A 17,065-nucleotide genomic window follows, 5' to 3' on the forward strand; every position below is an offset into this window, starting at 1 on the left:
TCAGCTCCCCTGCCGGCGCGACCGCGTGGGCCGGGCCGGGGCGTTGGTGGCGGGACGGGCCTGCTGGTGCGAGGCGTCCCAGCGCTCGTAGGCGTCGACGATGTCGCCGACCAGCCGGTGGCGGACGACGTCGGTGCTGGTCAGGGTGGCGAAGTGCACGTCCTCGACGCCGTCGAGGATCTCCCGCACGATCTTCAGGCCGCTCTGCGCGCCGCCGGGCAGGTCCACCTGGGTGACGTCGCCGGTGACGACGATCTTCGACCCGAAGCCGAGCCGGGTGAGGAACATCTTCATCTGCTCGGCGGTGGTGTTCTGCGCCTCGTCGAGGATCACGAACGCGTCGTTCAGCGTGCGGCCGCGCATGTAGGCCAGCGGCGCGACCTCGATCGTGCCGGCCGCCATGAGCCGCGGGATCGACTCGGGGTCGACCATGTCGTGCAGCGCGTCGTAGAGCGGCCGCAGGTACGGGTCGATCTTCTCGCTGAGCGTGCCGGGCAGGTAGCCGAGCCGTTCGCCCGCCTCGACCGCCGGCCGGGTGAGGATGATCCGGTTGACCTGCTTGCTCATCAGCGCCTGCACGGCCTTGGCCATGGCCAGGTAGGTCTTCCCGGTACCGGCGGGGCCGATGCCGAAGACGACCGTGTGCTGGTCGATCGAGTCGACGTAGCGCTTCTGGTTCAGCGTCTTGGGCCGGATCGTGCGCCCGCGGCGGCTGATGATGTCGAGGCTGAGGACGTCGGCCGGCCGCTCGGAGCCACCGCTCCTCAGCATCGCGACGACCCGGCGCACCGAGTCCGGCCGCAGCTGCTGACCGGTGCCGACCAGCGCGATCAGCTCGTCGAAGACGCTGACCGCGAAGGCGTTCTCCGCCGGCTGGCCGGTGACGGCGATCTCGTTGCCGCGCACGTGGACGTCGGCCTCGACCTCGGCCTCGACCAGGCGCAGCAGCTCGTCCGCGGAGCCCAGCAGGGCGACCATCGGGACGGAGTCGGGCACGGTGATGGTGGTGCGCACGGGCGCGGGCGACGCGGGGGTGCCGAGGTGGCCGTCCGCGGCGGCGGCCTGAGCCGACGCCTCACGGGACATGGGGGCGCCCGGCACGGGCACGTTCGGGGAGGTGTCGGGCAAGAACCCTCGACCCTGCCTTCCTGGCGGGGGGATCTGACCGCTCGACTCTACCCGCGCGCGCCACCGCGAATCGCCGTCCGCGAGGTCACCGCCCCGAGTAGGTGGCCTTCCCGGGTCCCTCGGTCAGGAACGACGCGACCGCGCCGCGCAGGTCGGACGAGGCGAACAGCGGCCCCGAGACCTCCGGGACGAGGGCGTCCGCTGCCCGCGCGCCGTTGCGGGCCGCGGTGATCACCAGCTGCTTGGTGGCCGCGTGCGCCAGCGTCGGGCCGGCCGCGACACGGCGGGCGTAGCCGCGGGCGGCGTCGGCGAAGCCCTCGTCGGGCAGCACCCGGTTGACCACGTTCCACCGCTCCAGCACCTCGGCCGGGTAGCGCTCGCCGGTGAAGACCAGCTCGCGGGCCCGGGCCGGGCCGGCGCGCTCGGCCAGCCGCTGCGGGCCGCCCATCGAGGGGGTGAGGCCGACGACGATCTCGACCAGCCCGAAGCTGGCCTTCTCCGCGGCCAGCAGGATGTCGCAGCACAGCGCCAGCTCGAAGGCGGCGGTGAGGGTCAGCCCGTGCGCGGCGAACACCGTGGGCACCGGCAGGTCCTCAATCGTCTGCGCGACGCGCAGCAGCCGGGTCCACAGGTCCGCGCCCTGGCGGACCGGCTCGGGACCCTCGGCGATGTCGCGGAAGAACGTCACGTCGACGCCACCGGAGACGACCTTCCCGCGGGCCTCGACCAGGACGGCGCGCGCCCGGCCCGGGTCGTCGGGGTCGGTGAGCGCGACCAGCTCGGCGGCGACGTTCTCCAGCGCGTTGAACACCGGCGGGTCGAACAGGTTCAGCGGCGGGTTGTCGAGGACGACGACGGCGACGTCGCCGTCCCGCTCGATCCGGACGGGCTCGGCGCTGGAGGTCATGGCCTCACCCTGCCATCCGCCGCCGACGGGTCAGCCGGGCGGCCAGCCCAGGTCGCGACCGCCGAGCACGTGGAAGTGGAGGTGGTGCACCGACTGCCCCGCGGCGGGGCCGGTGTTGGTGACCAGCCGGTACCCCGGCTCCGCCCCGTCGGACACCAGCCCCTCCTGGCGGGCGACCGCGTGCGCGGCGGCGACGACGTCGGCCAGCAGCACCGGGTCGGCGCCGGCGAGCGCGCCCACCGTCGCGTGGTGCTCCTTGGGGATCACCAGCACGTGCGTCGGCGCCTGCGGGTTGATGTCGCGGAAGGCGAGCACGCGGTCGGTGTCGTGGACGACGTCGGCCGGGATGTCGCCGGCGACCATGCGGCAGAACAGGCAGTCGGTCACGTGCGCACCCTAGGACGGACCGCGCTCCGGGGAGGTCGCCGCCCGTCGTCGGGGCCCCCACCGCGCCGCGTGGCCCCGGGCCCGCGGCGCGGCAGCGAGGAGCGCGGTCGATCCCGTGCCCGGCTGCGACAGGGCGCGGACGACGCCGCCGTCCGCGGTTCACCGCCCCGCGCCGCTCGGGGAGCCGGAACGGTCCCGGCTCCCTATGCTCCTGCGGTAGCCGACGGGGGCCGGCAGCGGAGCCGGCGCCGGGACGGAGGGCGTCATGTCCGGAACGGTCACCACGGGTAGCTCGGCGAGCGGGCACTCGCCCGCGCCGGAGACGCGCCGCCGGATGACACCGGCGCAGATCGCGATCTGGGTCCTGGTCGCGGCCGTCGGCGCGGTCTGCTGGACGGTGCTGGCGCTGGCCCGCGGCGAGAGCGTGTCGGCGCTGTGGATCCTGTTCGCGGCGCTGTGCTCCTACGCGATCGCCTACCGTTTCTACGCGAAGTTCATCGTCACGAAGGTGCTCCGCGCCGACGACCGGCGCGCCACCCCGGCCGAGCGGCTGGACAACGGGATCGACTACGACGTCACCGACCGGCGGGTCCTCTTCGGGCACCACTTCGCCGCGATCGCGGGCGCGGGCCCGCTGGTCGGACCGGTGCTCGCCGCCCAGATGGGCTACCTGCCCGGCACGATCTGGATCATCGTCGGCGTCATCTTCGCCGGCGCCGTGCAGGACCTGACGGTGCTGTTCTTCTCGATGCGCCGCAACGGCAAGAGCCTCGGCCAGATGGTCCGCGAGGAGATCGGCGTCGTCGGGGGCATCGCGGCGCTGATCGCAGTCTTCGCGATCATGATCATCATACTGGCGGTGCTGGCGCTGATCGTGGTCAACGCCCTGGCCGAGTCACCGTGGGGCGTCTTCTCCATCGCGCTGACCATCCCGATCGCGCTGTTCATGGGGATCTACCTGCGGGTGCTGCGCCCGGGCAGGGTGCTGGAGGCGACCGGCATCGGCGTCGCCCTGCTCCTGCTGGCCATCATCGGTGGTGGCTGGATCGACGACACCGGCCTGGGTGACGCGCTGACCCTGTCGCGCGAGTGGCTGGTCCTCGCCCTGGTGGTCTACGGCTTCGTCGCCTCGGTGCTGCCGGTGTGGCTGCTGCTCACGCCGCGCGACTACCTGTCGACCTTCATGAAGATCGGCGTCATCGTGCTGCTCGCCATCGGGCTGGTCGTGGCCCGCCCGGTGCTGCAGGCCGACGCCATCACCGACTTCGCCCGCGAGGGGACCGGGCCGGTGTTCGCCGGATCGCTGTTCCCGTTCGTGTTCATCACCATCGCCTGCGGTGCGCTGTCGGGCTTCCACGCGCTCATCTCCTCCGGGACGACGCCGAAGATGGTGGCCAAGGAGAGCCAGGTCCGGCTGATCGGCTACGGCGGCATGCTGATGGAGTCCTTCGTCGCCATCAGCGCGCTGATCGCCGCCTGCGTCATCGACCAGGGCCTCTACTTCGCGATGAACGCCCCGGCCGGCGCCACCGGGGGCGACCCCGGGTCGGCGGCGACGTTCGTGGCCGGGCTCGGCTTCCCCACCTCCGCCGATGACCTCGCGGCCGCCGCGGCCGCGGTGCAGGAACCCAGCCTGATCTCGCGGACCGGCGGGGCACCCACGCTCGCCGTCGGCATCTCGGAGATCTTCCACAACGCCTTCGGGGGCAACCTGCAGGCGTTCTGGTACCACTTCGCGATCATGTTCGAGGCGCTGTTCATCCTGACCGCCGTCGACGCCGGCACCCGCGTCGGCCGGTTCATGCTGCAGGACACGATCGGCAACGTCTGGAAGAAGTTCGGCGACCTGTCGTGGCGGCCGGGCAACATCATCGCCAGCGCCGTCGTCGTCGGGTTGTGGGGCTACGTCCTCTACGTCGGCGTCACCGACCCGCTCGGCGGGGTCAACCAGCTGTTCCCGCTGTTCGGCATCGCCAACCAGCTGCTCGCCGCGATCGCGCTGACGCTGGTGACGGTGCTGCTGATCAAGCACGGCCGGCTGCGGTACGCGTGGGTGACCGCCGTCCCGCTGGTGTGGGACCTCGTGGTCACGATGACCGCGAGCTGGCAGAAGGTCTTCTCGGGCGACCCGGCGGTGGGCTACTTCGCCCAGCGGCAGCGCTACGCCGACGCGCAGGCCGCCGGCGAGCTGCTCGCCCCGGCCAAGGACCAGGGCCAGATGGACCAGGTCATCTTCAACTCCACGCTGAACGGGATCCTCCAGGCGACGTTCGCCGTGCTGGTGATCGTCGTCGCGGTCAACGCCCTCGTGGTGATCGCCCGGGCGATCCGCGCCCGTGGCGAGCTGCCGACGACGGAGGAGCCGGCCGTTCCCTCGAAGCTCGTGGAGCCGGCCGGCTTCTTCCCGACCGCGGAGGAGAAGGCGGCGATGGCCGAGCAGCGGCGGCTGGTCGGTGCCGGCGCCGGGCGCACCGAGGCGGAGGAGAAGTGACCGCCGCGCTGACCCGCGCCTGGCGCGGCGTGCGCTGGTACCTGCGCGAGTTCACCGGCGAGGCGCGGTGGGACCGCTACCTCGCGCACTGCGCGGAGCACGGGCACGAGCCGATGAGCCGGCGGGAGTTCGAGCGCCGCCGGTCCGACGCGCTGGAGGCCAACCCGGTCAGCCGCTGCTGCTGAGCTGCGGTCCGTGGCGCGGGGCCCGGAGGGTTCCCGGCACGGACCGCTGACGCACTCGTCGCACAGGGAGGCTCGTGACCGTGGTGCGGTCCGGAGGACCGCGATGTCTCAGCTCCAGCGGGTGCGGGCGGACAGCGCAGCCAGCGCGGCGGCGCCGGCGGTCGACGTCCGCAGCACCTCGGCGCCCAGCCGCACCGGCTCGGCACCGGCGGCGCGGAAGGCCACGACCTCGCCGTCGGTGATCCCGCCCTCCGGACCGACGACGACCACGACGGTGCCCTGCTCAGGGACGGTGAGCCCGGCCATCGGCAGCCGCGCCTGCTCGTGCAGCACGATCGCGGCGTCGGCCTCGCCCAGCAGCCCGCACACCTCGCGGGTGGACATCGGCTCGGTGACCTCCGGGACCCGCGGCCGGCGCGACTGCTTGCTCGCCGCCCGCGCTGCGGCCCGCCACTTGGCCACGCCCTTCGCGATGCGGTCCTCCCGCCACCGGGTCACGCACCGGGCCGCGGTCCAGGGCACGATCCGGTCGACGCCGAGCTCGGTGGCCAGGTCCACGGCCAGCGGCCCGTGGTCGCCCTTGGGCAGCGCCTGCACGAGCACGAACTCCGGCTCCGGAGCGGGGACGTCGAACACCGCGCGGACCGCCACGCGCAGCCCGGCGGACCCGGAGGAGGCGACCTCCCCCTCGGCGACGGCGCCCCGGCCGTTCCCGACGCGGACCAGCTCGCCGGCCTCGAGCCGCAGCACGTCGACGGCGTGCCGGCCCTCGGCGCCGTCCACCATCAGCTCGCCGCCCTCGGCGAGGCCCTCGGGCAGCTCGTCGAGGAGGAACAGCGGCGCCCCGTCGAGCCCGGGCACGGCCGCGTCGGCCGCCGGCACCTCGCTCACCGCCCGTTGAACGCGTCGCGGACCCGGGAGAAGAGCCCGCCCTGGGCCTCGCGGTGCGAGTCGGGGCGGTCCTCGCCGCGCAGCGCGGCCAGCTCGCGCAGCAGCTTCTCCTGCTCGGCGTCGAGCTTCGTCGGCGTCACGACGTCGACGTGCACGAGCAGGTTGCCGCGGCCGGTGGCCCGCAGCCGGGGGGCGCCGTGCGCGCGCAGCGTGATCACGCTGCCGGACTGGGTCCCCGGCTTGATGTCGAGGTCCTCGTCGCCGTCCAGCGTCTTGAGGTTCAGCGTGGTGCCCAGCGCCGCGGCGGTCATCGGCAGGGTGACCCGGCAGTGCAGGTCCTCGCCGTCGCGGGTGAAGACGTCGTGCGGCCGCTCGTGCACCTCGACGTAGAGGTCGCCGGCCGGGCCGCCGCCGGGGCCGACCTCGCCCTGGCCGGTGAGCCGGATCCGCATGCCGTCCTCGACGCCGGCCGGCACCTTCACCTGGATCGTGCGGCGGGCGCGCACCCGGCCGTCACCGGCGCACTTGGGGCACGGCTCGGGGATGACCTGGCCGGTGCCGGAGCACGTCGGGCAGGTGCGGGTGGAGACCACCTGGCCGAGGAACCCGCGCTGGACGCTCTGCACCTCACCCCGACCCGAGCAGGTCGTGCAGGTGGTGGCGTGCGTGCCCGGGGCGGTGCCGGCGCCGGCGCACGTGTCGCAGAGGACGGCGGTGTCGACGGTGAGGTCCTTGACCGTCCCGAACACCGACTCGTCCAGGTCCAGCTCGATCGGGATGAGCGCGTCGCGCCCGGCCCGGGTGCGGCTGCGCGGGCCGCGGGTGGCCGCGCCGCCGAAGAAGGCGTCCATGATGTCGCCCAGCCCGCCGAAGCCCGCGCCGCCGAAGCCGGCACCCCCGCCCGCGCCGCTGTCGAACGGGTCGCCGCCGAGGTCGACGATCCGGCGCTTCTCCGGGTCGGTCAGCGCCTCGTAGGCGCGGGTGACCTCCTGGAAGCGCTCCTTGGCCTCGGGGTCGGGGTTGACGTCGGGGTGCAGGTCCCGGGCCAGCCGCCGGTAGGCCTTCTTGATGTCACCGTCGGACGCGCCCTGGGCGAGCCCGAGGACGCCGTAGTAGTCGGTGGGCATGTGGTTCGAGTCCTCAGCTCTCGGCCAGCAGGTGGCCGACGTAGCGGGCCACGGCGCGGACCGCGGCCATGTTCGTGGGGTAGTCCATGCGGGTGGGACCGACGACACCGAGGCCACCGAGGGCGCGGTCCCCCGCGCCGTACCCGACGGTCACCAGCGACGCGCCGGTGAGCTGCTCGTGCGCGTTCTCCTCGCCGATGCGCACGAGGACGGTGCCGGAGTCCACCTCGCTCATCAACCGCAGCACGACCACCTGTTCTTCCAGCGCCTCCAGCAGCGGCCGGACGGTCCCGTGGAAGTCCAGCGCGTTGCCGCGGGCCAGGTTGGCGGTCCCGCCGATGAGCAGCCGGTCCTCGCTGGGCTCGACCAGGATCTCCAGCAGGGTCGAGCTCACCGTGGCGACCAGCCCGCGCAGGTGCGCGGGCGCGGTCTCCAGCAGGTCGGGCACCTGGTCGCCGGCCTCGGCGAGCTTCACCCCGCCGAAGGCGGAGTTGAGCAGCGTGCGCAGCTCGGCGACGGCGGTGGCGTCGACGTCGACCGGGGTGTCGACGACCCGCTGCTCCACCCGGCCGGTGTCGGTGATGAGCACCAGCATCAACCGTGTCGAGGCCACCTGGACGACCTCGAGGTGGCGGACGGCGCTGCGCGAGAGCGTCGGGTACTGGACGACGGCGACCTGACGGGTGAGCTGGGCGAGCAACCGCACCGTCCGGCCGAGGACGTCGTGCAGGTCGACCGCGCCGTCGAGGAACCGCTCGATCGCCCGCTTCTCCGCGGTGGACAGCGGCTTGACCGCCGAGAGCCGGTCGACGAAGAGCCGGTAGCCCTTGTCGGTGGGCACCCGACCGGCGCTGGTGTGCGGCTGGGTGATGTACCCCTGCTCCTCCAGCACGGCCATGTCGTTGCGGATGGTGGCCGGGGAGACGCCGAGGTCGTGCCGCTCGGCGAGGGCCTTGCTCCCCACCGGGTCGTTGGTGGAGACGTAGTCCTGGACGATGGCCCGGAGCACCTCCAGGCGGCGTTCGTCGTGCGCCACGAGACACCTCCCCGTACCGGTCGACGTGCTGGCACTCGCAACGGCAGAGTGCCAACCCAGCATACTCGACCGAGGCCCTCCCCTTCCCGCTCCGCGAGCACGCGGGAACCCCGTCGCGCAGCCCGTGGCAGGACGGCGGCGCGCCCTCGGCGAGGCGGCTAGGGTAGGCCGGACGGGGGCTCGCGCCTAGGAAGAGAGCGGAGGTCGGAGCACTGATCTTCAAAGGTGTTCGTGACGGCCGCCCGTATCCCGATCACGGTCTGTCCACCCGCGACTGGGCGATGATCCCGCCGCGCCAGGTGCGCATGGACACGCTGACGACGACGAAGAAGGAGCTGGCGCTCGACGCCCTCCTCGCCGACGACTCCACCTTCTACGGCGACCTCTTCCCGCACGCCGTCCAGTGGCAGGGCGAGCTGTACCTGGAGGACGGTCTGCACCGGGCGCTGCGCGCGGCCCTGCAGCAGCGCAACGTCATCCACGTGCGGGTGCTCGACCTCGACGCGCTCAGCCCGGCCTCGACCGGGCCGTCCACCGCCGCGATCCCGGCCCAGCCGCCGGTCCCCCGCCGCACCTGAGCGCCACGGGGGCCGACCGCCCGCCGATCAGGCGGTCAGCTGCACGCCACGCAGGAGCGGGCCATCGGACGCAGCTCCAGCCGCTCCTCGGGGATGGCCGTGCCGCAGCCGGCGCACACCCCGTAGGTACCGGCCTCGATGCGGGCCAGCGCGGCGTCGATCTCCTCGATGGTGCGCTGCAGGTCGGCGCTGCGGCGCTGGGCGACCGGGTCGGGCACCGAGGTGGCGCACTCGGCGAGGGCCTCCTCGCGCTGCTGGACGGCTTCGGCGCGCTGGGCCTCGAGCTGGGCGCGGATGCCGCTCCAGTCGGCGCGGGCGGTGGTGTCGAGCGTGCTGGACATGAGGTCCTCCTCGGACGAGAGCTCTCGGGAAAGCAGGAAGGGACGCGGCACCAGGCGGAGCGCGTCAGGACGGGCGGGGCGTGACCCGGGTGCGGGTCAGGCGGCCTGCGGCGGGGCCCGGTCCTGGCTGCGTCGGAGTACGTCGAGACCGCGGAGGCCTCGGGCGCGACGGTTCATCGCCAGGGCGAGCAGCATGCCGCCGCTGAGGGCGGGCACCGCGGCTACCGGCGGATGGCCTGGCGGGAAGCCGACGGCCGAGCGGGACGTGCGTGCACCCACTGCTGACCACCTCCTCCACCGGACCGGCCGGTTGCCGGAACCGGGACCATAGCCCAGAACCGTGCCGGAAATCTCGCTCTTCGGAGTGAACCGGGTCAGTCGGTCAGGTCCCGGACGACCGCGTCTGCCAGGAGCCGACCCCGATCGGTGAGGACGGCGAGCCCCCGACCGTACGCGTCCGCGGAGAGCAGCCCCCGGTCGACGGCGGTCGCGGCGCGGACCCGCCCGCTGTCCGAGAGGGCGGTCAGCGGGAGCCCGTCACGCAGCCGCAGGCCGAGCATCACCGTCTCCAGCGCGCGGTCGTCCTCGTCGAGGACCTCGGCCTCGGCGTGCGGGCTCTGCCCGGTGGCGAGCCGGTCGGCGTAGGCGGCCGGGTGCTTGACGTTCCACCACCGCAGGCCGCCGACGTGGCTGTGCGCGCCCGGTCCGATCCCCCACCAGTTGGCGTTGGCCCAGTAGAGCTCGTTGTGGCGGCAGCGGGCGGCGTCCGACGTCGCCCAGTTCGACACCTCGTACCAGTCGAAGCCGGCTCGCCGGAGCGTCGCGTCGGCCTGCTCGTAGCGGTCGGCGAGGACGTCGTCGTCCGGCATGGGCAGCTCGCCGCGGCCGATCCGCCGGGCCAGCCGGGTGCCCTCCTCGACGATCAGGGCGTAGGCGCTGACGTGGTCGACCGGCGAGGCCAGGACGGCTTCGAGGGAGGCGGCCCAGTCGGCGTCGGTCTCCCCCGGCGTGCCGTAGATCAGGTCCAGGTTGACGTGCTCGAATCCGGCGGCGCGGGCGTCGCGGGCGGCCTGCACGGCGCGGCCGGGGGTGTGCCGCCGGTCGAGGACGGCGAGGACGTGCTCGGCGGCGGACTGCATGCCGAGGCTGACCCGGGTGAAGCCGGCCCCGCGCAGCTGCTCGAGGTAGCTGCGGTCGACCGTCTCCGGGTTGGCCTCGGTGGTCACCTCGACGTCGTCAGCCACCGGGAACAGCTCGCGGATCGTGCCGAGGACCGCGGCCAGGTCGGCCGCCGGGAGCAGCGTCGGGGTGCCACCGCCGACGAACACGGTGGACACGGTCGGCAGGTCCGGTCCCAGCTCGCGCGCGGCGCGGTGCAGCTCGGCGATCGCGGTGCCGGCGTACTCGGCGCGGTTGGCGCCGGGACCGAGCTCGTCGGAGGTGTAGGTGTTGAAGTCGCAGTAGCCGCAGCGGGTGGCGCAGAAGGGCACGTGCACGTAGAGCCCGAACGGCGTGCGGGCGATCCCCTCGCGCGCGCTCTCCGGGAGCCCGAGCGGCGGCACGGCGCGCTCGACCAGCGGCAGGACGGTGTTCATCTGCTCCCAGTGTGCCGCGTGCGGGCCGTCGACCGGCAGGATGCGGGACGTGACCTCCGACCGAGTGCTCCAGGTGGAGGTGGCGCGCGGCGTCGCGACCCTCACCCTCGACTCCCCTGCCAACCGCAACGCGCTGTCCCGGGCGATGCGGGCGCAGCTGCGGGAGGCGCTCACCGCCGCGCTCTCCGACGACGCGGTGCGGGTCGTCGTCATCGACCACACCGGCCGGGTCTTCTGCTCGGGCATGGACCTCTCCGAGGCCGCCGGCGGGAGTTCCGACGAGCAGGGCGTGCGGGAGCTCCCCGAGCTGCTGGAGCTGGTCTGGTCCGCCCCCAAGCCCGTGGTGGGTGTCGTGCGCGGGCCGGCACGCGCGGGCGGGGTGGGGCTGGCCGCGGCCTGCGACGTCGTCGTCGCCGGCGCGTCGGCGACCTTCGCCTTCTCCGAGGTGCGGCTGGGCCTCGTGCCGGCGGTGATCTCGGCGGTCGTGCTCCCGCGGATGGTGCCGCACGTGGCGCACCGGCTGATGCTCAACGGGCAGGTGTTCGACGCCGACGTCGCCTCGGCGGGCGGGCTGGTCGACGTCGTCGTCCCCGACGCGGACGTCGACGGCGAGCTCCGCGCCCAGCTGGTGCACCTCACCGCCGGGGCGCCCACGGCGCTGGCCGAGACCAAGCGGCTGCTGCGCGCCCGGCAGGGCGCGCTCCCGTTCGACGAGCTGCTCGACCTCTCCGCCCGGTTCTTCGCCGGCGAGGAGGGCCAGGAGGGCATCGCGGCGTTCCGCGAGAAGCGCCCCGCCCGCTGGGTGCCCACCGAGGACTGAGGCGGAAGCGGTCCCTGCCCACCGGGGTGGGCAGGGACCGACCTGATCAGAGGACGTACGTGGCGATCATCTGGCCGAGGTAGCGGATGTCGGCGTTCCCCTTGAACTCCAGGCGCACCTTGCCGAGCCCGCTGAACCACAGATCGAGCTCGGCATCCATGTCGAACGTGCCGGCGGTCTCGACGGAGAACGCCTGCACCTTGCTGTACGGCAGCGAGGTGAAGTCGCGCTTCTTCCCCGTCACGCCCTGGACGTTGACGGCGATGAGCCGCTTGTCGGTGAAGACGACGAAGTCGCGCACGGCCTTGAAGCAGGCCACGATCTGCTCGCCGTGGATGAGCAGCGGCGCCACGGCGGGGCCGATGTCCTGGGGGTTGGCGACGCTGAGCTTGAAGACGGAACCGTTGGAGGAATCGATCACCGGCGCACGGTAGGCGGGGACCGGGCCGCCCCCGGGTGGCACACGCCGCTCGCGCCCCCGGCGGGACGCTGCTTGACGAGCGGCAGGTGCGAGTGTCAATCTCTACCAAGTTGGTCGGGTTAGTGTGGAGAGGAGGTGCCGGTCGTGCGCGGAGCCGCCGTCCTGTCGACGCCTCTCATCCGCCGCCGGCACGTCGACCTGCTCCGGATCGTGAGCGCCGCCTGTCGATGACGACCGCCTCCGGTTCGTCATCGCGCTCGTCGTCGCCCGCCTAGACCCGTTCCGGGTCCGCCGGCGCGCCGGGTGCACCCTCCCCGCCGCCCCGGCACCGCCGGGTGCCGCGGCCTGCTCCCCGAGGACGCCCCGTGCCCCGCCCGCAGTCCCCCGCTGTCTCCACCACCGCCGACGTGCTGGTCCTCGGTGGCGGCCCCGCCGCCGCCTGGACGGCCATCACCGCCCGCGCCGAGGGCTCCTCCGTCGTCGTCGCCGACAAGGGCTGGTGCGGCACCAGCGGTGTCGCCGCCTCCTCCGGCATCGGCCACTGGTTCCTGCCGCCCGACCCCGCGATCCGCGCCCGGGCGATCGCCGACAAGTGGGCGCAGGGCGGGTACCTCAGCGACCGGCGACTCATGGCCGAGGTCATCGACGAGACCTGGCACCGCCTTCCGGAGCTCGTCGGCTGGCGCTACCCGTTCGCCCGCGGCGAGGACGGCGAGCCGATCCTCGCCACGAGCTCCGGCCCCGAGTACCTCCGCACGCTCCGGCGGCAGGCCAAGCGCTCCGGCGCGCGGCTGTTCGACCACAGCCCGGCCCTCGAGCTGCTGACCGACGACGACGGCGCCGTCGTCGGGGCGGCGGGCATCTCCCGCAGCACCGGCGAGCCCTGGTCGGTGCGGGCCGGCGCCGTCGTCCTGGCCACCGGCGGGTGCACCTGGAAGAGCAACTCGCTGGGCGGCAACGTGGTCACCGGCGACGGCGCGCTCATGGCCGCCGAGGTCGGGGCGCAGCTGTCGGGCATGGAGTTCTCGAACTACTACGGGCTGGTGCCGGCCGGCGCGACGATGGACAAGAACGGCTTCTACGGGATGGCCTCGTTCTCCTACGCGGACGGCACCCCGGTGGAGGGCATCTACTTCCAGAGCACGGTGCAACTCGCCCACGCCGCGCTGCGGCACGGCGGGCAGCTCTACGCGGTCATCGACCGGGTCCCGGCCGACCGGCTCCCGACCGTCCGGAAGGCGATGGTCAACTGGAACGTCGCCTTCGAGAAGCTCGGCGTGGACCCGTTCACCCAGCGCTTCCCGATCGACTTCATCCTCGAGGGCACGGTCCGCGGCACCGGCGGCCTGCTGGTCGACCGCGACTGCTGGACCGGCGTGCCGGGGCTCTACGCCGCCGGTGACGTCGCGGCCCGCGACGCCCTCGTGGGCGGCACCTCCGGCGCCGGCTCCCCGAACGCCGCGTGGACCGTCGCCAGCGGCACGTGGGCCGGGCGGGCGGCCAGCCGGTGGGCGGCCGCGGCCGCCCGGACGGGGCCGGCCCGCCCGGCCGGGGGTGCGGGGCTGCGACCGCAGGGCCGACCGGGGGCGCCCGACGACTGGCGCGGGCTGCTGACCCTCGTGCAGGCGGAGATGCTGCCGGTCGAGCGCAACGCCGTCCGCAGCGGCCCGCAGCTGCGCGCCGCGCTCGGAACCCTCGACGAGCTGTGGGCCGACGCCCGCGACGCCCTGCGCGGCGTGGGCCGCGAGGTGCGGCACGCCCGCGAGACCGCGGCTCTGATCGCCATGGCGCGGTGGGCCGACCGCAGCGCGCTGGCCCGCACCGAGAGCCGGGGCATGCACGTCCGCACCGACTTCCCGGCGACCGATCCGGCGCAGCGGCACCGGCTGCGCACGGGCGGCCTCGACGAGATCTGGACCGCGGTCGCGCCGATCGGCGACGACTCCCTCCCGTGGGCCGCGCTCGCCGCCCCCGGTCGCACCTCCCCCACCTCGCTGGAGGTGGCGTCGTGATCGAGATCGTCGACGCCGACCGCTGCACCGGCTGCGGCATCTGCGTGCGGGTGTGCCCGACCGACGTCTTCCGCGGCGAGGTGGGCGAGGTCCCGGTCATCGCCCGCCAGGACGAGTGCCAGACCTGTTCGCTGTGCGAGCTCAACTGCCCGGCGGACGCGCTGTTCGTCTCCCCGAGCGCCGCGCCCGAACCCGCGGGCTCCCCGCTGCGCGATCCGGAGCACGTCGCGGCGGCCGGCCTGTTCGGCCGCTACCGGGAGCTCGAGGGCTGGGGGCCGGGCCGCACCGCCTTCGCCTCGCGCGCCGACACCCAGTGGGTCGGCGCCCAGGGCCGCACCCGGCTGCTGCTCATCCCGACGCCCCCGCCCGGCGTCTACGCCGCACCGGGGTCCGCCGTGGACCCCGGCTCCCTCCCGGTCGCGTTCCCCGACGCCGACCGCTGACCTCCCCTCCGCTCGCACGACCCACCTCGGAAGGACCTGCCATGCCCGCGCCCCTGCCCCGCCGGCGGCACCGCCGCCTGCTCTCCCTCGTCACCGCCGTCGGCCTGACCGCGGTGCTGACCGGCTGCGCCGGATCTGCCGACGCCGGCACCGGATCCGACGCCGACGGTGCACTGGTCGACCTGGTGCTGGGGGCACCGGCGACCTCGGCCAACGGCCTGTCGTCCACGCCTCAGGGGGTGATCGGCTACGCGCTGGCCGACGACGGCGCGCAGGACCTGCTCGCGGAGCACGGCTTCCGCTACACGGAGTTCGCCGCGTTCGAGAACGGCCCGCCCGCGGCGCAGGCGCTGGCCTCCGGTTCCCTGCAGCTCGCCGCCATCGGCGAGTCCCCGGCCCTTCTGTCGCGGGCCGCCGGCCAGCAGAACCGGGCGCTGGTCGTGCTCAGCAGCCCGGGCGGCACCTGGATCGCCGGGCGCGAGGGCGGCCCGACCAGCATCGCCGACCTCGCCGGAGCGACCGTCGGGGTCCAGTTCGGCTCGAACTTCGACCGCTACCTGCGCACCGCGCTCGGGGAGGAGGGCCTCACCGACGAGGTGCAGCTGGTCAACCTCCTGGTGGCCGACGGCTACGGGGCGCTGACCGGCGGCTCGATCGACGCCTACGCCGCACCGGCGGCCAGCGTCGGGCTGTGGGCGCAGAAGGGCGGCGTCCAGGTGATCGACAAGGCGGAGGAGTCGCACCCGGACTACCGGTCGGCACTGGTCACCCTCGTGAACGAGGACTTCCTGGCCGAGCACCCCGAGCTGCCGGACGCGTGGTGGGAGCTGTACCGGCTCGGGCTGGACAAGATCCAGGCCGACCCCGAGGCCTACTACGCCTGGGTGTCGGAGACCCTCGGCTACCCGGTGGACGTCGTCCGGGACACCACGGTCCTCGTCGACCCGCAGGAGCCGGCGTCCGACGAGGACATCGCCTCCCTCGAGGAGGCGCAGGAGTTCCTCGTCGAGCAGGGGCTGGCGAAGGAGCCCTTCGACGTGGCCGAGTGGGTCGTCCGATGACGCTCACCACCGGCCCCAGCCCGTCCTCCGCCGTCGTCCCGGACCCGACGGCGGCCGTCGTCCAGGACGGGTCGCTCGTGGTCGCCGCGGCCCCGGAGGCGGCGGGCCTCCAGCCCCCGACGGCCGTCCTGCCCACCGCACGGCCCCGGCTCGTGCAGCTCGTCCTGCGGGTGCTGCTGCCGATCGCCCTGGTGGTCCTGTGGTGGTGGGCCACCCGGCCGGGCGGCTGGGTCCGGCCGCAGGTCCTCGCCGCCCCCGGCCAGGTGTGGACGACGTTCGCCGACCTCGCCGGCTCGGGTGTGCTCTGGGACAACCTGTCGGCGTCGCTGCAGCGGGCAGCCACCGGGCTGCTGATCGGCGGCACGATCGGGCTGTCGCTCGGCGTCCTCACCGGGTTCGCGAAGCTGGGCGAGGAGCTGCTCGACCCGACGCTGCAGATGCTGCGCACCATCCCGTTCCTGGCGCTGGGCCCGCTGTTCATCGTCTGGTTCGGCATCGGCGAGACGCCGAAGGTGGTGCTGATCGCCGTCGCCACGGCGTTCCCGCTGTACCTGAACACCTACGCCGGCGTGCGGTCGGTGGACCGGAGGTCGCTGGAGGCCGCGCGGGTCTTCGGGCTGTCCCGGCTGGCGCTGGTGCGGCGGGTCGTCGTCCCGGCGGCGCTGCCGGGCCTGCTGGTCGGGCTCCGGGTCGCGCTCGGGGTGTCGCTGCTGGGCCTGATCTTCGCCGAGCAGATCAACACCACGCAGGGCATCGGCTACCTGATGACCTCGGCGATGGCGTTCTTCCAGACCGACGTGATGGTCGTCTGCATCCTGGTCTACGCGCTGTGGGGCCTGCTGGCCGATCTGCTGGTGCGGCTGCTCGAGCACCTGCTCATGCCGTGGCGGCGCACCCACGCGCGCACCCGGGCGGGTGCCCGGTGAGCGGCCCCCTCGCGGTGCGGATCAGCGGCGCGGAGAAGTCGTTCGGCGGCCGGCCGGTCCTGGCCGGCGTCGACCTGGACATCGCCGCGGGCGAGTTCGTGGCGCTGCTCGGGCGCAGCGGCTCGGGGAAGACGACGCTGCTGCGGGTGCTGCTCGGGCTCGAGCAGCTCGACGCCGGAGCGGCCCTGGTGCCCGACCGGCGCACCGCGGTCTTCCAGGAACCGCGGCTGATCGAGTCCACCCGCGTGCTGGGCAACGTGCTGCTCGGCCAGCGGCCGACCGCCGCGCGCAGGGACGCCGCCCGCGCCGCCCTGGCCGAGGTGGGGCTGGAGGCGCACGCCGGGGCGTGGCCCTCGACGCTGTCCGGCGGCGAGGCCCAGCGGGTGGCCCTGGCCCGGGCGCTGGTCCGGGAGCCGGAGCTGCTGCTGCTCGACGAGCCGTTCGCCGCCCTGGACGCGCTCACCCGGCTGACCACGCAGGGCCTGGTGGCCGAGCTCTGCCGGCGGCACCGGCCGGCGGTCCTGCTGGTCACCCACGACGTCGAGGAGGCGATCCTGCTGGCCGACCGGATCGTGGTGCTCACCGACGGCCGGATGGGCCTGGACGTGCGGATCGACGACCCCGCGGCCCGGCGCCGGGACCACCCGGCGTTCACCGCGCTGCGCGGCCGGCTGCTCGCCGAGCTGGGGGTGCCAGTCGCCGCCTGAGCGCCGGGG

General features: G+C 74.2%; 17 protein-coding genes and 1 pseudogene. 9 read left to right on the plus strand and 9 right to left on the minus strand.

Annotation, left to right across the window (positions count from 1 at the left end):
• The 3 genes from DQ241_RS16200 to DQ241_RS16210 form a co-directional block, all read right to left on the minus strand.
• Positions 1-1,128: a PhoH family protein gene (locus tag DQ241_RS16200; protein WP_233492497.1), complete on the minus strand. Its 1,128-nt coding sequence runs from the start codon at positions 1,126-1,128 to the stop codon at positions 1-3.
• Positions 1,129-1,213: 85 nt separating this feature from the next.
• Positions 1,214-2,035, minus strand: a complete 822-nt coding sequence (locus DQ241_RS16205; protein ID WP_113831250.1) for an enoyl-CoA hydratase/isomerase family protein — start codon at positions 2,033-2,035, stop codon at positions 1,214-1,216.
• Between the two features lie 30 nt (positions 2,036-2,065).
• On the minus strand, positions 2,066-2,422 hold the full coding sequence (locus DQ241_RS16210) for a histidine triad nucleotide-binding protein (protein WP_233492498.1): 357 nt from the start codon (positions 2,420-2,422) through the stop codon (positions 2,066-2,068).
• 265 nt (positions 2,423-2,687) lie between these two features.
• Between DQ241_RS16210 and DQ241_RS16215 the strand changes: the two genes are divergently transcribed.
• Both DQ241_RS16215 and DQ241_RS16220 read left to right on the plus strand, forming a co-directional pair.
• Positions 2,688-4,913: a carbon starvation CstA family protein gene (locus tag DQ241_RS16215; protein ID WP_113831251.1), complete on the plus strand. Its 2,226-nt coding sequence runs from the start codon at positions 2,688-2,690 to the stop codon at positions 4,911-4,913.
• A complete protein-coding gene (locus DQ241_RS16220) occupies positions 4,910-5,098 on the plus strand; it encodes a YbdD/YjiX family protein (RefSeq protein ID WP_113831252.1) in 189 nt (62 codons plus the stop codon). Before DQ241_RS16215 ends, DQ241_RS16220 begins: the two co-directional genes overlap by 4 nt.
• A 108-nt stretch (positions 5,099-5,206) precedes the next feature.
• Here DQ241_RS16220 and DQ241_RS16225 read toward each other — a convergent pair whose 3' ends face one another.
• From DQ241_RS16225 to hrcA, 3 genes are read right to left on the minus strand one after another with little or no spacing between them, the layout of a single operon-like run.
• Positions 5,207-5,989: a 16S rRNA (uracil(1498)-N(3))-methyltransferase gene (locus tag DQ241_RS16225; protein WP_113831253.1), complete on the minus strand. Its 783-nt coding sequence runs from the start codon at positions 5,987-5,989 to the stop codon at positions 5,207-5,209.
• Complete coding sequence (dnaJ, locus tag DQ241_RS16230) at positions 5,986-7,116, minus strand: molecular chaperone DnaJ (protein WP_113831254.1); 1,131 nt, start codon at positions 7,114-7,116, stop codon at positions 5,986-5,988. Before dnaJ ends, DQ241_RS16225 begins: the two co-directional genes overlap by 4 nt.
• A 13-nt stretch (positions 7,117-7,129) precedes the next feature.
• The gene (gene hrcA / locus DQ241_RS16235; RefSeq protein ID WP_233492499.1) at positions 7,130-8,152 is read right to left on the minus strand and encodes a heat-inducible transcriptional repressor HrcA; all 1,023 of its coding nucleotides are present in this window, start codon (positions 8,150-8,152) and stop codon (positions 7,130-7,132) included.
• A 212-nt stretch (positions 8,153-8,364) separates the two neighbouring features.
• Between hrcA and DQ241_RS16240 the strand changes: the two are divergent.
• Positions 8,365-8,655, plus strand: a pseudogene (locus DQ241_RS16240) (type II toxin-antitoxin system VapB family antitoxin); the annotation flags it as partial.
• Positions 8,656-8,765: 110 nt separating this feature from the next.
• Here DQ241_RS16240 and DQ241_RS16245 read toward each other — a convergent pair.
• Together DQ241_RS16245 and hemW are read right to left on the minus strand one after the other, a co-directional pair.
• Positions 8,766-9,071 carry a TraR/DksA C4-type zinc finger protein gene (locus tag DQ241_RS16245; protein ID WP_113831257.1) on the minus strand — a complete coding sequence of 102 codons (306 nt, stop codon included), beginning with the start codon at positions 9,069-9,071 and terminating at the stop codon, positions 8,766-8,768.
• A gap of 374 nt (positions 9,072-9,445) precedes the next feature.
• On the minus strand, positions 9,446-10,666 hold the full coding sequence (gene hemW, locus DQ241_RS16250) for a radical SAM family heme chaperone HemW (protein ID WP_113831442.1): 1,221 nt from the start codon (positions 10,664-10,666) through the stop codon (positions 9,446-9,448).
• A 40-nt stretch (positions 10,667-10,706) separates the two neighbouring features.
• Here hemW and DQ241_RS16255 point away from each other — a divergent pair, with 40 nt between their 5' ends.
• The gene (locus DQ241_RS16255) at positions 10,707-11,486 is read left to right on the plus strand and encodes an enoyl-CoA hydratase-related protein (protein WP_233492500.1); all 780 of its coding nucleotides are present in this window, start codon (positions 10,707-10,709) and stop codon (positions 11,484-11,486) included.
• Between the two features lie 46 nt (positions 11,487-11,532).
• Here the strand turns inward: DQ241_RS16255 and DQ241_RS16260 are convergent, their stop codons facing one another.
• Entirely contained in the window at positions 11,533-11,907 is a 375-nt protein-coding gene (locus DQ241_RS16260; RefSeq protein ID WP_113831259.1) for a PH domain-containing protein, read from the minus strand.
• A gap of 365 nt (positions 11,908-12,272) precedes the next feature.
• On the opposite strand from DQ241_RS16260, the gene DQ241_RS16265 reads away from it, so the two are divergent.
• Genes DQ241_RS16265 through DQ241_RS16285 form a run of 5 tightly spaced genes read left to right on the plus strand, consistent with a single transcriptional unit; the run spans position 12,273 to position 17,056 of the window.
• Complete coding sequence (locus DQ241_RS16265) at positions 12,273-13,919, plus strand: FAD-binding protein (protein ID WP_113831260.1); 1,647 nt, start codon at positions 12,273-12,275, stop codon at positions 13,917-13,919.
• Complete coding sequence (locus DQ241_RS16270) at positions 13,916-14,362, plus strand: ferredoxin family protein (protein WP_113831261.1); 447 nt, start codon at positions 13,916-13,918, stop codon at positions 14,360-14,362. The genes DQ241_RS16265 and DQ241_RS16270 overlap by 4 nt, the downstream gene beginning before the upstream one ends.
• 41 nt (positions 14,363-14,403) lie before the next feature.
• Positions 14,404-15,423: an ABC transporter substrate-binding protein gene (locus DQ241_RS16275; protein ID WP_113831262.1), complete on the plus strand. Its 1,020-nt coding sequence runs from the start codon at positions 14,404-14,406 to the stop codon at positions 15,421-15,423.
• The gene (locus tag DQ241_RS16280; RefSeq protein WP_113831263.1) at positions 15,420-16,349 is read left to right on the plus strand and encodes an ABC transporter permease; all 930 of its coding nucleotides are present in this window, start codon (positions 15,420-15,422) and stop codon (positions 16,347-16,349) included. The genes DQ241_RS16275 and DQ241_RS16280 overlap by 4 nt, the downstream gene beginning before the upstream one ends.
• Entirely contained in the window at positions 16,346-17,056 is a 711-nt protein-coding gene (locus DQ241_RS16285) for an ABC transporter ATP-binding protein (RefSeq protein WP_113831443.1), read from the plus strand. Before DQ241_RS16280 ends, DQ241_RS16285 begins: the two co-directional genes overlap by 4 nt.
• The last annotated feature ends 9 nt before the right edge of the window (positions 17,057-17,065 follow it).

The sequence above is a fragment of the Blastococcus sp. TF02A-30 genome (assembly GCF_003319185.1).
Classification (GTDB): domain Bacteria; phylum Actinomycetota; class Actinomycetes; order Mycobacteriales; family Geodermatophilaceae; genus Blastococcus.